This is a genomic window from Pseudomonas sp. FW300-N1A1 (assembly GCF_058789115.1).
Genome location: NZ_JBYTBK010000005.1, coordinates 48,182 through 64,991 on the forward strand (window position 1 = coordinate 48,182; position 16,810 = coordinate 64,991).

General features: G+C 62.7%; 14 protein-coding genes. 5 read left to right on the plus strand and 9 right to left on the minus strand.

The features are described 5' to 3' along the window. Positions 1-14 precede the first annotated feature (14 nt). Together AC3WQN_RS05980 and AC3WQN_RS05985 are read left to right on the plus strand one after the other, a co-directional pair. Complete coding sequence (locus tag AC3WQN_RS05980; protein WP_103400149.1) at positions 15-1,028, plus strand: ABC transporter substrate-binding protein; 1,014 nt, start codon at positions 15-17, stop codon at positions 1,026-1,028. Between the two features lie 160 nt (positions 1,029-1,188). Then, positions 1,189-1,620, plus strand: a complete 432-nt coding sequence (locus AC3WQN_RS05985; protein ID WP_103400148.1) for a DUF3995 domain-containing protein — start codon at positions 1,189-1,191, stop codon at positions 1,618-1,620. Positions 1,621-1,665: 45 nt separating this feature from the next. Here AC3WQN_RS05985 and AC3WQN_RS05990 read toward each other — a convergent pair whose 3' ends face one another. From AC3WQN_RS05990 to AC3WQN_RS06020, 7 genes are all read right to left on the minus strand, one after another. Next, the gene (locus AC3WQN_RS05990; RefSeq protein ID WP_095143372.1) at positions 1,666-2,034 is read right to left on the minus strand and encodes a Na+/H+ antiporter subunit G; all 369 of its coding nucleotides are present in this window, start codon (positions 2,032-2,034) and stop codon (positions 1,666-1,668) included. After that, positions 2,031-2,309 (minus strand): K+/H+ antiporter subunit F, encoded by a 279-nt coding sequence (locus AC3WQN_RS05995; RefSeq protein WP_095083219.1) that lies wholly within the window; start codon positions 2,307-2,309, stop codon positions 2,031-2,033. The genes AC3WQN_RS05990 and AC3WQN_RS05995 overlap by 4 nt, the downstream gene beginning before the upstream one ends. Continuing rightward, positions 2,306-2,794 (minus strand): Na+/H+ antiporter subunit E, encoded by a 489-nt coding sequence (locus AC3WQN_RS06000; protein ID WP_103400147.1) that lies wholly within the window; start codon positions 2,792-2,794, stop codon positions 2,306-2,308. Before AC3WQN_RS06000 ends, AC3WQN_RS05995 begins: the two co-directional genes overlap by 4 nt. Further along, positions 2,791-4,476, minus strand: a complete 1,686-nt coding sequence (locus AC3WQN_RS06005; protein ID WP_103400146.1) for a monovalent cation/H+ antiporter subunit D — start codon at positions 4,474-4,476, stop codon at positions 2,791-2,793. Before AC3WQN_RS06005 ends, AC3WQN_RS06000 begins: the two co-directional genes overlap by 4 nt. Next, positions 4,473-4,817, minus strand: a complete 345-nt coding sequence (locus AC3WQN_RS06010) for a Na+/H+ antiporter subunit C (protein ID WP_005789164.1) — start codon at positions 4,815-4,817, stop codon at positions 4,473-4,475. The genes AC3WQN_RS06005 and AC3WQN_RS06010 overlap by 4 nt, the downstream gene beginning before the upstream one ends. After that, a complete protein-coding gene (locus AC3WQN_RS06015; RefSeq protein WP_103400145.1) occupies positions 4,817-7,735 on the minus strand; it encodes a monovalent cation/H+ antiporter subunit A in 2,919 nt (972 codons plus the stop codon). Before AC3WQN_RS06015 ends, AC3WQN_RS06010 begins: the two co-directional genes overlap by 1 nt. Before the next feature lie 256 nt (positions 7,736-7,991). Beyond that, on the minus strand, positions 7,992-9,026 hold the full coding sequence (locus AC3WQN_RS06020; RefSeq protein ID WP_178081900.1) for a DMT family transporter: 1,035 nt from the start codon (positions 9,024-9,026) through the stop codon (positions 7,992-7,994). A 15-nt stretch (positions 9,027-9,041) separates the two neighbouring features. Here AC3WQN_RS06020 and AC3WQN_RS06025 point away from each other — a divergent pair, with 15 nt between their 5' ends. Together AC3WQN_RS06025 and AC3WQN_RS06030 are read left to right on the plus strand one after the other, a co-directional pair. Next, positions 9,042-9,605, plus strand: a complete 564-nt coding sequence (locus AC3WQN_RS06025; RefSeq protein WP_103400143.1) for a helix-turn-helix domain-containing protein — start codon at positions 9,042-9,044, stop codon at positions 9,603-9,605. An 87-nt stretch (positions 9,606-9,692) separates the two neighbouring features. Next, positions 9,693-11,135: an FAD/NAD(P)-binding protein gene (locus AC3WQN_RS06030; RefSeq protein WP_103400142.1), complete on the plus strand. Its 1,443-nt coding sequence runs from the start codon at positions 9,693-9,695 to the stop codon at positions 11,133-11,135. Positions 11,136-11,267: 132 nt separating this feature from the next. On the opposite strand, the gene AC3WQN_RS06035 is transcribed toward AC3WQN_RS06030, so the two are convergent. Together AC3WQN_RS06035 and AC3WQN_RS06040 are read right to left on the minus strand one after the other, a co-directional pair. Then, complete coding sequence (locus AC3WQN_RS06035) at positions 11,268-12,035, minus strand: SDR family oxidoreductase (RefSeq protein ID WP_095148329.1); 768 nt, start codon at positions 12,033-12,035, stop codon at positions 11,268-11,270. 44 nt (positions 12,036-12,079) lie between these two features. After that, the gene (locus tag AC3WQN_RS06040) at positions 12,080-13,147 is read right to left on the minus strand and encodes a phosphotransferase family protein (RefSeq protein WP_103400141.1); all 1,068 of its coding nucleotides are present in this window, start codon (positions 13,145-13,147) and stop codon (positions 12,080-12,082) included. A gap of 346 nt (positions 13,148-13,493) precedes the next feature. Between AC3WQN_RS06040 and AC3WQN_RS06045 the strand changes: the two genes are divergently transcribed. Continuing rightward, entirely contained in the window at positions 13,494-16,736 is a 3,243-nt protein-coding gene (locus AC3WQN_RS06045) for a T6SS effector BTH_I2691 family protein (RefSeq protein ID WP_103400140.1), read from the plus strand. The last annotated feature ends 74 nt before the right edge of the window (positions 16,737-16,810 follow it).

Sequence of the window (16,810 nt, forward strand, 5' to 3'; positions counted from 1 at the left end):
ACGAGGTGCAAGGCATGAAAGGATTTCGCTTGTTGCTGGCGAGTGCATTGACCAGCATCGGTTTGCTGGCTTCCCCCCCATCCGCAACAGCGGCCGAGACGCCCATCCACTTTGCTGACCTGAACTGGGAAAGCGGCAGCCTGATCACCGACATCTTGCGCATCATCGTCGAGAAGGGCTACGGCCTGCCGACGGATACCTTGCCGGGCACCACCATCACCCTGGAAACCGCGCTGGCCAACAATGACATTCAGGTCATCGGTGAGGAGTGGGCCGGGCGCAGTCCGGTGTGGGTCAAGGCCGAGGCCGAAGGCAAGGTGGTGAGCCTGGGGGATACGGTCAAGGGCGCCACCGAAGGCTGGTGGGTGCCTGAGTACGTGATCAAGGGCGATCCTGCCCGGGGTATCAAGCCCATGGCGCCGGGCCTGCGCAGTGTCTCGGACCTGCCCCGTTACAAGGACGTCTTCCGCGATCCGGAAACCCCGGGCAAGGGGCGCTTTCTCAATAGCCCGATTGGCTGGACTTCGGAAGTGGTCAACCAGCAGAAGCTCAAGGCCTACGGCCTGACCGACAGCTATGTAAATTTCCGCAGCGGCTCGGGCGCTGCGCTGGACGCGGAAATCAGCTCATCGATTCGTCGCGGTAAACCTGTGCTGTTTTACTACTGGTCGCCGACGCCGCTGCTTGGACGCTTCAAGCTGGTTCAACTGGAAGAGCCGCCGTTTGATGCGCAGGCCTGGAAAACCCTGACCGATGCCACTCATCCCGATCCACAGCCGACGCGCTCGTTGCCGTCGAAACTGTCGATCGGCGTGTCCGCGCCATTCCAGAAGCAGTACCCCCAGTTGGTGGCGTTCTTCAGCAAAGTCGATTTTCCCATCGAGCCGTTGAACCAGGCCCTGGCGCGGATGAGCGAGCAGCACAGCACCCCGCGCCAGGCCGCCGAAGCCTTCATGAAGGACCATCCGCAGGTCTGGAAGGCCTGGTTGCCCAGCGACGTGGCCGACAAGGTTGCCGCCGGCCTGTAGCGAAGACGGTCGCCAGCCATTTCCGCGCGCGGGGATGGCCGTTTATCGCTGAATAGGGCGTACAGCCCATTGATCCTGCCTTGCATTGATAAAACGCAATACGCTGACAAAAGCACTGGTCTAATCTGTTTCCCTGTCACTGAATTCAGGAATCTCGATCATGACGTTTGTGCTAGCCCAGTGGATCGCCGCCGCCTTGGTGTTGATCAGCCTGATCCATGTGTATTGGGCGCTCGGCGGCCAATGGGCCAGCGATGCCGTCGTGCCGCTGGTGCAAGGGGATCAGGGGCCACGGCCAGCGTTCAAGCCTTCTGCCCTGGTCACCCTGGTGGTGGCGGCCGGACTATTGATGATTGCCTTGATGGTGAGCTTGCGGGTTGGCCTGATTGTCCCGGCAATCGATCATTGGTCGCTGCAGTGGCTGATCAGCGCGATTGCCTTGATGATGTTCGCCCGGGCTATCGGCGATTCGGAGTCGATGGGGTTTTTCAAGGAGCACGCCGAGTCGAAGTTTGCGCGTCTCGACACCTGGGCCTTTTCACCCTTGTGCGTGGTGCTGGGGGCAGGGCTGTTGGCCGTCGCCTGGGCCTGAATCGGCGAACGCCGAACTCAGGCGCCGGACCTCGGCCAGAGCGCCTCAGCTCCCGCTTTCATTGCGTCGGCTGCTGACCTCGGCAGGTACATCGTCCCCGGCCATCCGCTTGCGGAACAAGGCCGCCCGGGCCAGTAGCAAGGTGGTCACCGGCATGGTGATCGCCAGCAGCACCGGAATCAGCCAGGCGTGCAGCACCGGGCGGGATGTGAGCACCGAGAAGTACAGGATCGACGCCAGCGCCACGCACCAGGCACCCAGTGTCGAGGCCAGCGCCGGCGGGTGCATGCGCTGGAAGTAGTCCTTGAGTCGCACCAGGCCGATGGCGCCGATCAAGGTGCACAGGCTGCTGGCCAGCAGCAGAACCGCCACCAGAATCTCGACCCACAGCGGCAGTTGGTCCATCCCGTTCATTCGATCACCTCGCCACGCAGCAGGAATTTCGCCAGGGCAAACGAGCCGACGAAGCCGAACAGCGCGATCAGCAGCGCTGCTTCGAAATAAGTATCGCTGGCGTAGCGGATGCCCAGCACCAGCATCATCAGCATGGCAATGACGTACAGGTAGTCCAGGGCCAGTACCCGGTCCTGGGCCGATGGGCCCTTGAACAGGCGGACCAGGGTCAGCACCATCGCCAGCGAGAACAGGAACAGGCTGAACACAATCGCGTTCGAGAGCAGGGCACTCATTCGAAAATCTCCATCAAGGGGCGCTCGTAAGTCGCCTTGAAGTGCTGGATAAAGTGCGCTTCGTCATCCAGATCGAACACATGCAGCAGCAGGATGCTGCGATCCAGCGCCAGTTCCGACCAGACCGTGCCCGGCACCACCGTGGTGATCATCGACAGCGCCGCCAGGCCGTTGGCATCGCGCAAGTCCAGCGGTACCTTGATGAACGCCGAGCGCGGCGCCCGCCGGCCGGCGTTCAGGACGCCCCAGGCCACGGCCAGGTTGGACGCCAGCACGTCACGGCCCACCAACAGGAACAGGCGCAGGATCACCCCGGGGCGGCGGATACGGATCGGCAGCGGACGCAGCTTGCGCATCATCAGCGGCGCGCAGAACCCCATCAACGCGCCGAGCAACAGGTTGCCGGGGCTGACGGACAGGTTCAGCACCAGCCACAGCACCCACAGTGCCAGCGACAACCAGGGGGCAGGAAACAGGCGCTTCATGGTTGTACCTCCTGGAGCGTCGCAGGGGTTGCGGGGCCTGGAAGAGCGCGGGTGCCGAGGACCGCCATCACGTATTGCTGCGGGTCATTCAACGTGTCGGCTGCCGCCTGGGTGAAACGCATCAGCGGTTCGGCCTTGAAGGTCAGCGCAATGCTCAACGCCAGCAGGGCGAAGATCGGCACGCATTCCAGCCGGCGCAGGACCGGTGACGGGCGTTCTTCCGGGGTCCAGAAGCGCTGGATGCCCAGGCGCGCAAAGGCGATCAGCGAGGCCAGCCCGGACAGAATCAGCAGGGCCAGCAGGCTCCAGGCCGCGGTCGATACCGGGTGTCCGGCAGACGCGCCGAGACCCAGCGGGTTGAGCAGGGCGCTGAGCAGGCTGAGCTTGCCAATGAACCCGGAGAGCGGCGGCATGCCGATGATCAGCAGGGCGCAAGCGATGAAGCTCAAGCCAAGGAAGGCCATGGTCCAGGGAATCACCTGGCCGACCACGGCTTGCTGGTCGTCGTCGAGGTTGATGCCCTTGGTCGGCTGGCTGGACTCCAGTGGGCGCGGCAAGGCTTCGATTTCATCGTCCAGCGGGACTTCGACGGCGGTGCGTGAGCGTTCGATCAGTTCGGCCAGCAGGAACAGGGCGCTCAGGGCCAGTGTGGAGCTGACCAGATAGAACAGCGCCGCCGCCACCAGGTTGGGCTGGCCGAAACCGATGGCTGACAGCAGGATCCCCGCCGACACCAGGATGCTGAGGCTGGCCATGCGTTCCAGGCGCTGCGCGGAAAGGATCGCCAGCGCGGCGCAGACGATGGTCGCCATGCCGCCGTACACCAGCCAGTCGCCGCCAAAATACGCCGATGCGCCGGCCTGCCCCGAGAACAGCAGCGTCCACAGGCGTAGCAGGGTATAGACGCCGACCTTGGTCATGATCGCGAACATGGCCGCCACCGGGGCGCTGGCCGCGGAATAGGCCGGTACCAGCCAGAAGTTCAGCGGCCACATCCCGGCCTTGGCCAGGAACGCCACTGCCAGAATGCCCGCGCCGGCGTGCAGCAAGCCTCGGTCGGCTTCCGGGATCAGCGGGATCTTCTGTGCCAGGTCGGCCATGTTCAGGGTGCCGGTGACGCCGTAGATCAATGCCGCACCAATCAGGAACAGCGACGAGGCCAGCAGGTTGATCGAGATGTAGTGCAGCCCCGATGACACCCGCGCCCGGCCGGAACCGTGGAGCATCAAGCCATAGGAGGCGGCCAGCAGCACTTCGAAGAACACGAACAGGTTGAACAGGTCGGCCGTCAGGAAGGCCCCGTAGAGGCCCATCAGTTGGATCTGGAACAGGGCGTGGAAGCTGGCGCCGGCACCGTCCCAGCGGGCCATGGCGAACAGCAGGGCGCTGACGCCGATGATCCCGGTCAGGACCAGCATCAATGCAGACAGGCGATCGACCACCAGCACGATGCCGAACGGCACTTGCCAGTTGGCCGGCAGGTACACGCCGATGGAGCCGGGTTCGCCCTGTTGCTGGGTCCACAGCAACAACATCACCGAAATGCCCAGGCCGATCAGGCTGGAGAACAGGTTGAGCCGAGCCTTGAGCGGGCGATGTTTTTCGCCCAGCAGCAGCATCAGCGCGGCGGTCAGCAGCGGCAGCAGGATGGGCGCGGCGATCAGATGTTGCATCCAGTTCATTCTTTAGGCTCCCGGCCATCGACATGGTCGGTGCCTGTCAGGCCCCGTGACGCCAGCAACACCACCAGGAACAGCGCGGTCATGGCGAAGCTGATGACGATCGCCGTGAGCACCAGCGCCTGGGGCAGCGGGTCGGTGTAGTTCAACAAATCCTGGGGCACGCCGTCCTTGATGATCGGCTCCTTGCCGATGAACAGGCTGCCCATGCTGAAGATGAACAGGTTGACCCCGTAGGACAGCAGGCACAGGCCCATCACCACCTGGAAGGTTCGAGGGCGCAGGACCAGCCAGACGCCGGAGGCCGCCAGTACGCCGATGGCAATTGCGATGACTTCTTCCATCAGGCCGCTCCTGGCTTGGCAATGGGTTTGGCTTGGGCGCCGGGCTTGTGTCCCCGCACCGACTGGTGCGCCAGGGCGGTCAGGATCAGCAAGGTCGAACCGACGACGACGGCGTACACGCCGATGTCGAAGAACAGCGCGCTGGCGATGTGAATGTCGCCCAGCAGCGGCAGCGAGAAATGCCAGGTGTGGGTGGTCAGGAACGGATAGCCCGCCGCCATTGCCCCCAGGCCGGTGACGGTGGCAAACAGCAGCCCGGTGCCCATCCAGCGCACCGGTCGCAGGCTCATCTGCGCCTCGACCCACTGGGTGCCGGCCACCATGTATTGCAGGATGAACGCCACCGACATCACCAGCCCCGCGACGAAGCCGCCACCGGGCAGGTTGTGCCCGCGCATGAACAGGTAGAACGACACCACCAGGGCAATCGGCAGCAACAGGCGTACCAGCACCGCCGGCACCATCATGAAGCCCAGGGCGGTGTCGCTGGCATGGCGCGGGTTGACCAGGTCGGTGACCACGTCCGGTGCCAGCAGGCGCTGTTGCGCCGGCAGTTGCATACTTTCCTTGGGCGGGCGGAAGCGTCGCAGCAGGGCAAAGACCGCCAGTGCCACCGCCGCCAGTACAGTGATTTCGCCGAGGGTGTCAAAGCCCCTGAAGTCCACCAGCATCACGTTCACCACGTTGCTGCCACCGCCTTCGGGCAGGGCGCGGCTGAGGTAGAACGAGGAGATGTCGTTGGGCGTCTGGCGGGTCAGCATGGCATAGGAGAGCAGGGCCATGCCCACGCCCACCGCAATCGACAGCAGCAGGTCGCGCAGGCGACGAACCCGGGCCTTCGACACGCTACCGGGCAGCGGCGAGACGTCTTCGATCCGTCGCGGCAACCAGCGCAGACCCAACAGGATAAGTACCGTGGTCACCACCTCGACCACCAGTTGGGTCAAGGCCAGGTCCGGCGCCGAGAACCAGACGAAGGTGACGCAGGTCATCAGGCCGCAAACGCTGACCATGGTCAGGGCGGCGAGTCGGTGATACTTGGCTTGCCAGGCGGCACCCAGGGCGCAGGCGATTGCCAGTAGCCACAGGGTGACGAAGACGATCGAGCCCGGGATTTTCGGCCGATCGCCCCAGCTGATGCCGCTGTACAGCATGGGAATCAGGCCGGCCAGCACGGCTGCCAGTACCAGCAGGAACAGCTGGGTCTGCAGGCGCTTGGTGCTGATCTGCCGCTCCAGTCGGCGCGCTAGGCGCATCATGATCACCAGGCTGCGTTCGAACAGGCGCTTGCCATTGAGCCGGCCAATCAGCGGCGGGTACTTGAAGCGCCCGTGCTTGAATTGATTGCGCAGCAGCAAGTACAACACGATGCCGCAGGACATGGCGATCAGGCTCATGATCATTGGCGCGTTCAAGCCGTGCCAGATCGCCAGGCTGTACTCGGGCAGCGTCCCGCCGACCACCGGCAGGGCGGCGGCGGCGAGCAGCGGGCCGACCACTTGGGCCGGGAAGATCCCCACCACCAGGCAGGTAAAGACCAGCAACTCGACCGGCGCACGCATCCAGCGCGGCGGCTCGTGAGGCGTGTGGGGCAGGTCGGTGGCCGTCGGGCCGAAGAACACGTCCACGGTAAAGCGCAGGGAGTAGGCGACGCTGAAGGTGCCAGCGATGGTGGCGATGATCGGCAGGCTGGTCTCGATCCAGGCGGTCGCATTGATGAACACGGTTTCGGCGAAGAACATCTCCTTGGACAGGAAGCCGTTGAGCAGCGGCACGCCGGCCATCGAGGCACTGGCCACCATCGCCAGGGTGGCGGTGAACGGGATCAGGCGGATCAGGCCATTGAGCTTGCGGATGTCGCGGGTGCCACTTTCGTGGTCGATGATCCCGGCGGCCATGAACAACGACGCCTTGAAGGTCGCGTGGTTGAGGATGTGGAACACCGCCGCGACCGCTGCCAGGGGGCTGTTCAGGCCCAGCAGCAGGGTGATCAGGCCCAGGTGGCTGATGGTCGAATAGGCCAGCAGGCCCTTGAGGTCGTTCTGGAACATCGCGCAGTAGGCGCCCAGCAGCAACGTACAGGCGCCGGCCCCGCTGACGATGTAGAACCACTCTTCGCTGCCCGACAGGGACGGCCACAGGCGGGCCAGGAGAAACACCCCGGCCTTGACCATGGTGGCCGAGTGCAGATAGGCCGAGACCGGTGTCGGTGCGGCCATGGCGTGGGGGAGCCAGAAGTGGAAGGGGAACTGGGCGCTTTTGCTCAAGGCGCCGATCAGGATCAAGGGAAGCAGGATGGGGTACAGCGCATGGGCACGAATCAGATCGCCGGCGGCCAGGACCTTGTCCAGGTCATAGCTGCCGACGACATGGCCGAGGAGCATGACCCCCGCCAGCAGGCACAAACCGCCGGCACCGGTCACCATCAGGGCCATGTAGGCGCCCCGACGGGCATCGGCGCGGTGGTGCCAGTAGCCGATCAGCAGGAACGAAAAGAGGCTGGTCAGCTCCCAGAAAAACACCATTTGAATCAGGTTGCCGGAGATCACTAATCCGAGCATGGCGCCCATGAATGCCAGGAAGAAGGCAAAAAAGCGCGGCACCGGGTCTTCCGGCGACATGTAGTAACGCGCATAGAGCGATACCAGGGTACCGATGCCCAACACCAGCAGGGAGAACAGCCAGGCGAAACCGTCCAGGCGCAGGACGAAGTTCAAGCCCAGGCTGGGCAGCCAGAAGTACTCTTCGCGTATCACACCGCCGTCGGCGATCTGCGGGTACAACAAGGCCACCTGGAGGGTGCCGACCAAGGCGATCAATCCGGAGAGAATCGATTCAGCATTACGTGCGTTGTGTGGCAGCAATGCCGCCAGACAGCTGCCAATAAATGGCAGAAGCAGTAGAACTATCAGGGACATAGGCTTCTAATCTGCGGAAGTTTGTGAAGGATCATACGTGCCGCGCCCCGGATCACCAACTGCCAAGCTGTGGCAGGATCCTACAAGGTAGGCAGAAAAAGCCTGATTCACATTGTTATGAAGTGCTTGATCGACCGGCCGGGCGCTATCGCGAGCAAGCGTAGCGCCGCCCGGTTCTTTCCCACACTGGGCATCTGTTGTGTCGTGATCGCGGGCCTGCATCCGGACCCTGTGGGAGCGAGCTTGCTCGCGATGGCTATTGTTCAGGCGCCGCAGCGTTCACGTCTTGACCTTGTGTTTCCTGTTCAGGTTCTGCTTCAGGCACGACAGCCTTACCTTTGGTTTTCAGCTCGCTGACGATCACCGCCGCGACAATCAATGCCGCGCCGAACAGCGCCAGCCCCGGCAACCGTTCACCCGCCAGGCGCCCGGCAATCCCGGCCCAGACCGGCTCGCCGGCATAGATCAGCGTCGCGCGGGTGGGGGACACGCTTTTCTGTGCCCAGTTCATCGCCACCTGAATCGCGGCACTGGCGGCACCCAGGCCCAGGGCGCTGGCCAGCAGGAGCCAGGAAAACGACGGAAGCGCTTCCCGGGTCGGTGCAATCATCAGGAACGCCAGCACCGAGGTGACGGCCAGTTGCACCACCGTGACCCGTCGTACATCGACCCTGCCGGCGTAGCTGCTGATCAGGATGATCTCCGCGGCAATCGCTACCGCACTGATCAGGGTGGCGATCTCACCGGCGCTGAAGTTCAACGTGGCCCCGGCGGGACCCGAAAGCAGCATCAGCCCGGCGAAGGCCAGCATGATGCCAAGGCTCGGCATCAAGCCCGGGCGACGGCCGAGTACCAGCCATTGCAACAACGGCACGAACGGTACGTACAGCGCGGTGATAAACGCCGACTGGCTGCTCAGGATGGTTTGCAAACCGTAGGTCTGCAGGCCATAGCCCAGCATGATCGCCACGCCGATGAAGGCGCCGGCCTTGAGCTCGAACCAGGTCAACTGGCCCAGGCTACGCCAGGAGAACAGGGCGACGATGCAGGCGGCGGCGGCAAAGCGCAGGCCGACGAAGAACATCGGGCCACTGACGGTCATGGCGTGCTGCACCAGCAGGAAGGTGCCCCCCCAGATCATGGTGATCAGCACCAGTACACATTCGGCCTTGCTCAGCCGAAACAAGCTGGAAGTGGGTGTGGAAGAGTTCGCTGACGTCATGGCCTTGCGCGCTACCTGAGTGGGACGCACAATGCGCCAGAAGTTGGGCAGTATACTGCGCAACACCATCAAGTGAGCAATATAGTGCACAAAGAAAACGGCCAGCGGGCTTCCGTCCTGCAACACGTCAGCCAGAATGTCCGGCGTCTGCGCCATGCCGCCGAACTGAGCCAGACCGCACTGGCGGAAAAGTCCGGGGTTAGCCGGCGGATGCTGGTGGCCATTGAAGCGGGTGAGAAAAACGTCAGCCTGACCACCCTTGACCGGGTGGCCGAAGCGCTGGACGTGGCCTTCAGTGACTTGATTTCCGCCCCCGATGCCCGGGATCCGAGCCGCATCAATGAAGTGGCATGGGCGGGCGTCATCCCCGGCAGCAAGGCCGTGTTGCTGGCCAAGGCCGCTGCGTGCCGTGAAGTGGAGCTCTGGGAGTGGCGCCTGGAACCGGGCGAGCTGTACCTGTCGGACGCCGATGCCGACGGCTGGAGCGAGCAGGTGTATGTGTTCGAAGGTAGCCTGACCCTGGTGTTGGGCGATGAAGAGCGCAGGCTGGCAACCGGCGATTTCGTCAGTTTCGCCAGTAACCGCACCCACGCCTATCGCAATGACGGTGCTGTGGCCGTGAGGTTCGTGCGTAACGTGGTGATCTGAACGAATCCTGGTTAATCCATTTTCTACAAAGTTTTAATAAGGCCATGATTTTAAAATAATTTAATCTCTAAAAGGCGCCAAGGTCCCATGAGTGAAGTTTCCCTCGGGCAAGCACAGCAGGCGATTCGCAGCGCCGACATCCTGATCGTCGGCGGTGGCTTGAGCGGGGCGTTGCTCGCCGCCCAGTTGATGCGGTTGCCCGGCCAGCGCCAGGTACTGGTGGTCGAACCGCGCGCCGAACTGGGGCGCGGTGAGGCCTATAGCGCGGTCGAACTGGGGCACACGCTCAATGGCAATGCCGCGCGCATGAGCGTCGATCCGGACAATGCCGACGACTTGACGCAATGGTTGACGGCCTTCATTGCCGACGGCGGCTGGCCGCAATCGAGCGAGCAGACGGTGCCGGTTGCCGAACTGTTCCCGCCCCGGGGCCTGTTCGGCCTGTATGCGCAGCAACGCCTGGCTGAGGCGCGAGTGCAGGGGGCGGGCCAGGGTTCGAGTGTCGAGCATGTGCGCGCCGAAGGAGTCGACCTGCAGATCGACGAGCAGGGGGCGCTGCTGACATTGAATGACGGCACCCGGTTGCGTGGCGCGGTGGCGGTCCTGGCCACCGGCATGTTCCCGGCGGCCAGGACCCCGCAGACCGAATCCAGCGGCCTGAATGCGGCGGCGCTGGATCCTTGGGACGTGGCGGCGATGGCGCAACTCGATCCGCACGCCAGGGTGATGATCATTGGCTCCGGCCTGACCATGGTCGATGCCGTGGTGTCGCTGGAGCAGGCCGGGCATCGCGGGCCGATCGACGTGTTCTCCCGCCATGGCCTGCTGCCCCATGTGCGCCGTCAGCCACCGGCGTGGGTGGATTTTCTGGCGCTGGACCCCGGCATTGGCAGCCCACGGCAACTGATGCATGAACTGCGTCGCCAATGCCGTGCGGCGGCGGTCGAAGGGATCGACTGGCAAGCACCGCTGGACACCGTGCGGGCTCATATCGGGCGGCTCTGGAGCCAGGCCACGGATGTGCAGCGCCGTCAGTTCGTGCGCCATGTGCGCCCCTGGTGGGAAAGTCACCATCACCGCTCGCCGCCCTTGAGTGCCGAGTTGGTGGCACGATTGCATGCCGAGGGGCGGTTGCGGATCCAGGCGGCCTCATTCAAGGGCCTGGCGCCCTCGACCGATGGCCGGGTCACCCTCTGCATTCGCCGTCGCGGGGAGGCGGGGACGACCCTGGTCGGTGGCGATGCCCTGATCAACTCCAGCGGTATCGAGTACGACTGGCGCCGGGTCGCCCGCGCCTTGCCGCAGCAGCTGCTGGCCCGTGGCCTGGTTCAGCCCGGGCCATTGGCCCTGGGGATTGCCGCGCAGGCGGACGGCGCCGTGCTCGACGCCCAAGGGCAGGCCGCCCGGCGGTTGTTCGCCATGGGCCCGCCCTTGCGGGGCATGTGGTGGGAAAGTACCGCCGTCACCGACGTGGCGAGCCAGGCCAAGGCGCTGGCACTGCGGTTGGTCAGTGGACCGCAATCCTTGTAGATACCGTCTCAACCTTCACCGGACAAGCGCGACGTGGGGTGTCAGACAGCACGCGTTATCGTTGACGTCCATCGCGAGCGACGCTCGCTCCTACAGGGCAATGTAGGCAGAGCCCACAAAAAACGGTTTGGATCAGGACAGGAAGCCACCGTCCACATTCAGCGAGATCCCGGTGGTGTAGCTGGACGCATCGCTGGCCAGGTACAGCACGGCGCCGGCCATTTCGCTGGGCGCAGCCACGCGCTTGAGGGGGATCTGCTGCAGCGCGGTGTTGAGGATCGCGTCGTTCTTGACCAGGGCCGAGGCGAACTTGGTGTCGGTCAGGCCGGGCAGCAGGGCGTTGCAGCGGATGCCGAACTGCGCGCATTCCTTGGCGAAGACCTTGGTCATGTTGATCACGGCGGCCTTGGTCACCGAGTAGATGCCCTGGAAGATTCCCGGCGAGACGCCGTTGATCGACGCCACGTTGATGATGCTGCCGCCACCGTTCTCGCGCATCAGCTTGCCGGCTTCCACCGACATGAAGAAGTAGCCGCGAATGTTCACGTCCACGGTTTTCTGGAAGGCGCCGAGGTCCGTGTCCAGCACATTGCAGAACTGTGGGTTGGTCGCGGCGTTGTTGACCAGGATGTCCAGGCGCCCGAACTGTTCGCGAATACCGGCGAAGACCTGGCTGATCTGCTCCATCTCACCGATGTGGCATGCAACGGCGGTGGCTTTGCCGCCGTCCTTGATGATCGCGTCGGCCACGTGCTGGCAGCCGTCGAGCTTGCGGCTCGAGACGATCACGTGGGCACCTTGCTGGGCCAGCAGTTTGGCGATGGCCTCACCGATGCCACGGCTGGCGCCGGAGACGAAAGCGATTTTGCCGTCGAGGTCGAACAACTGAGTCTTGGACATGGTTTTTCCTTGTTATGGGGCCCGGGGTGCAATAAGAGCCGTGATCAGAGGCTGGATTTCGAAATGACCTGCAGGCTCATCTGCTCTAGCAGTTTGTTCATGTGAATGAACTGTGCGAAGCGTTTGTCCTGGGTCTGGCCATGGAAGAAACGGTAGTAGATCTGCTGCACGATACCGGCCAGGCGGAACAGCCCGTAGGTGTAATAGAAGTCGAAGTTGTCGATCCGGATGCCCGAACGTTCGGCGTAGTAGTCGACGAACTCGCGACGGGTCAGCATGCCCGGCGCGTGGCTGGGCTGGCGGCGCATCAGTTGCATCGGTGCCGGGTCCGCGGCCTCGATCCAGTAGGCGAGGGTGTTGCCCAGGTCCATCAACGGATCGCCCAGGGTGGTCAGCTCCCAGTCCAGCACGCCGATGATCTGCATCGGGTTGTCCGGGTCCAGGATCACATTGTCGAAGCGATAGTCGTTGTGGACGATGCTCGACGTCGGGTGGTCGGCGGGCATCTTGTCGTTGAGCCAGGCCTTGACCGCCTGCCATTGTGGCGCGTCCGGGGTCAGGGCTTTTTCGTAACGGTCGCTCCAGCCCTTGATCTGCCGGGCGACATAACCTTCAGGCTTGCCCAGGTCGGCCAGGCCGCAGGCCGTGTAGTCGACACGGTGCAGTTCAACCAGCTTGTCGATGAAACTCTTGCACAGTGCCTGGGTGTTGGTCGCGTCCAGGCCCAGTTCCGCCGGCAGCTCGGAGCGCAGGATGATCCCCTTGACCCGCTCCATCACATAGAACTCGGCGCCGATCACCGACTCGTCGGTGCAGTGCACGTAGGCCTTGGGGCAGTAGGGGAAACCGTCCTTGAGCTGGTTGAGAATGCGGAACTCGCGGCCCATGTCGTGGGCGGACTTGGCCTTGTGGCCAAACGGCGGCCGACGCAGCACGAACTCCTGGCCGGGGTACTCGAGCAAGTACGTCAGGTTCGAAGCGCCACCGGGGAACTGGCTGATCCGTGGCAACCCGCTCAGGCCCGGAATATGCGCCTTGAGGTACGGGTCGATCAGACTGGCATCGAGTTCTTCGCCGGAGCGAATACGGGTGGACTGGTCATTCAGCGCCATGCTTATCCCTTCTGCTTATTCTGGAGGCCAGAGACTATTGGCTAATCTAATGCGCCCACCCGGCACCCACAACCTCGGCGGTCCTTTATAGGTGAGCGTGTTGCCGGTCAATCAGTGTGTTTGATACAGACGTTTGAAAATACCGCTCGTTGAGCGGCGTGTCGATCAATGAGGGGAGGAGGGGTGCAAGGCTCCCTGTCCCTGAATCGACCTGCCCGCGACAGTCTAGCCCGCCAGATACAGTCGTGTGCGCAGTAGGACATTTCCTGATTTTTGTCACCCTCTTGAGGGGATAAAGCGGATGAGCCAGAGTCGCCGCCGGACCAGCCGACTCAGGAGCTACCCAATGAACCTCAGCGAGCAGCTCGATATCGTCGTTGCCGAAACGGCTTTTCTTGCAACGGACCAGTGCAGGGTCTGTGAACGCCAAGGCCTGCCGATCCTGCCCCTGCGCCACGCGCTGGTACCGGGATTCGGGACCGAGCCTGTCGAGCCGAGACTGGGGCTGCGTACACTGCGCCAAGGCTATTTGTATGTCTTGCTCGATCGCAAGATCTGGCAGGCCTATGAGGTGACCCCCGAGGGCTACTTGCGCCAGTTCAACCCCTATGCGCCGCCCCCGGCCCCTGCCAGGCCGCTGGCCGAGCACTGCATCTACGCCGATCACGATGTGCCGGCATCCTTCCTCAACATCGACACCTCCCGCTACAGCGTGGCTTGGCTGGCCTTCGCCAGTGATCCCTGGCCGAGCAGCGTGCTCAACGGCTACAAGGCCGGCAAGGCTTCACGGCGTTTCCAGCAACTGAACCTCGCCACTGCGCGTGACAACCCTGCCAGTGTCGGAATCGCCATGAGCGACGGCAAGTTGCAGGTGGATCAACAGGTCTATGAGTACCAGCAGTCCCAGCCGAGTGGTTTCCACAGCGTGCATGGCTTCCACAGCCGCCTCCATCGTCAACACGCCGTACGTGGGTTCCTGCGCAATGCCATACCGCAACACGCATTGCCACAAGGGGTGTTGGCCCTTGCCCTCGATGACACCCTCGGCCTAGTGCAGGAATACAACGGTTTGCGCACCCGCTGGGTTCACAAGCGCCAGCAATGGCAAGAAGACCCTTTGCGCGCCTACCAGCACCAGACTTCGCAGTGCCTGTTGGCGATCCGAGCCCTGCACGGCACTTGGGCCGAACAACGCACTGGCGCGATGATCGAGCCCCTTACGGGCGACGGGCCGCCGGTGTTTGTCGATCCGCAGAGAGAGCGTCAACGCCTGGTCGAGGCACACACTCGCGAGAGTCATGATGCCCTCGAAGAGCGCTACGACGAAGGCGCCCGGGCCACCTTTCAGTCGGACTACGACTGGCAACTGTCAGGCTATCAGGAGCAGATCGATCAGGCCGCCGAAGGTTATGCCTCCGCTTGTCGCAGTCGTCAGTTCGATGACATCGATCACTACGACTATGACGGTGATGATCCCGAGTCGGCACGGACCTACAGTGCGACCATGGCCCTGTGCCTGAGGGGGGGTATCAGTGAGGTACTGAACCCCGAGAGTCCCGCCTCAGGCCCCAGCGCGCGACTTTGGCAAGACTGGTTGAACAACCTGCTGAGCCCGATCTATCGCGCCTTGCTGTTGCGGGACCGGCACCTGCTGGAGGCACTGCTGCCCAGTTTTAATATCACCGGGGACATCGACTGGGACGACAGCGAAAAGCTCTATTCGCTGGTGAACAAAGCGATTGCCAGTGACGAGGCCGAACACCTGATCCGCGCGCCCTTGCGCGAGGCCATGGCCCAACTGCTCGGCGCCCTGAATGCCGCTAGCGCCAGCCTGCAACCGCTGCTTGGGCCCGGTATCGAACGTGTGGTGTCACGTATCAATAGCGTCAGTCAGCTGCTGCACAATCGCCTGCACGTGGTCGAACTCAGGGTGCAGATGGTGCTCAGCGAGTATTACGCCCTGCAAAGCGCGCACCTGCGTACCTTGCAGCGCAAGGCTGCCGAGGCCGCCGAGCTCAGTTGGGAGTCGATCAACAATAGCCTCGGTAGAGTGGATCACGAGGCTCGCCGCGTCTACCGCGACGTGCAACCGATGATTCAGGGCGGCCTGTTGAGCCTTGCCGTGCTCGACCCCAGGTTGGCCAGCCGGGTCATCACTGTCAGCGTCTGGGTAGAGGGCAAGGCGGCCGAGGTGCAGCAACGACTGCTGCGCGAGATCAGTCACGGCAAAGATCAACTCGGCAATAGCCCCCACACCGCCCTGCTCAATGTCGCCGTCGGTCTCGGCACACTGGACCCACAGGCCCGCAGGTTACTGCACGGAGTGCAGGTGACTTCACAACAGGTCGCCACGCTGGTTCGCACCAGCTTTACCGGCCTGCGTGGCGTCACGGGCAGTGGGGAACTGCTGCTGGCGCTTGGCGGGTTGTATCTGCTCAGTGATTCGATGAAGAAGAACCTTGCAGAGGTTGATCGGGTGCTGGGTGATAAATCCACGCAAGCCCGGATGGCGTTGTACGGGAGCAGTCTTGCGATGGTGGGAGGCGGGGTGGAAATTGTCGGCTTGGCGTTACGCGAAAGTGCGAAACAGGTGCAAGGGACCCATGCGCTGTCCAGTGAGGGAGTTGCGAGGGTAAAAGCTACGCTTGATGCGGGTAAGGCGATGGCGAGGGCGGGGGCTGTTATTGCTGCGGCGTCAAGTTTATTCGACGCCGTTCAAGCCGGATTAGCAGCGAATCGATCAAAGAGGACTGGAGACACTCGTGCATCTATCGTATACACGACTTCCACCGTGCTTTCGGGATTAGGGTCAATTGTCGGCATTACAGCAGTTGCTACGAGTTCCTCTGCCCTGCTCGGTCCTCTAGGTATTGCTATTTTACTCAGCCTAACTGGGTATGCTGCCTATAAACTAGCCGAAGGCAAAGAATCTACCCCGTTTGAGCGCTGGGCTAGGCGTTGCTATTTCGGCCATGGGAATGAAACTCCAAAAGTTCATTGGAATACACCCGATCAAGCCCACATTGCCATTGCTGAACTCAATGCTGTGACTATAGGTGTTGAGGTTGATATCGAATTTCGGTTGAAAATGCTCGACCGTGCATCCTCCGGTGCTGACCGTTCATTCGGTAGCATGGGACCACCTGCCTATGAGCAGCGCTTGGTCTTTCGCTTGGCGCTGCCTCGTTTCGACCCGGGTCGATCAGCCTACCGATGGACATTGACCGTCCATCGACGCGGCGATGGTCCATCAGGGCGTTACAACGGTGGTGAAGTGGTAGCACAAGGCAACTTGAATCCTCCCTCTGTCAACACGGCAGCCAGTGCCCTACACGCCGAAATGGCCGCACCAAAACTACCCAAAAAGCCCGACTTCAAATCGGAAAGTACTGCACCAACGGTAAGTACACGCACTGTCTCCATGATTGATGGCGGCACGCTTCTGGTACAAGAAATCAGCGGTTCCATCGAGTTGTTACCCGACATTCGACGTCACTCAATCGAGGCCGCAACGCTGTCTGTGACTTACTGGCCAGATCATGACAGTCCCAATGCTTATGCAGAACTTACGGCAATGGGAATGAATTGATGGGGCATGCAACTCCGTTGTTGGACAAGCCTGCTCCTGGATGGAAGCGTGACCTTCCTGGCCCCAACCAACAG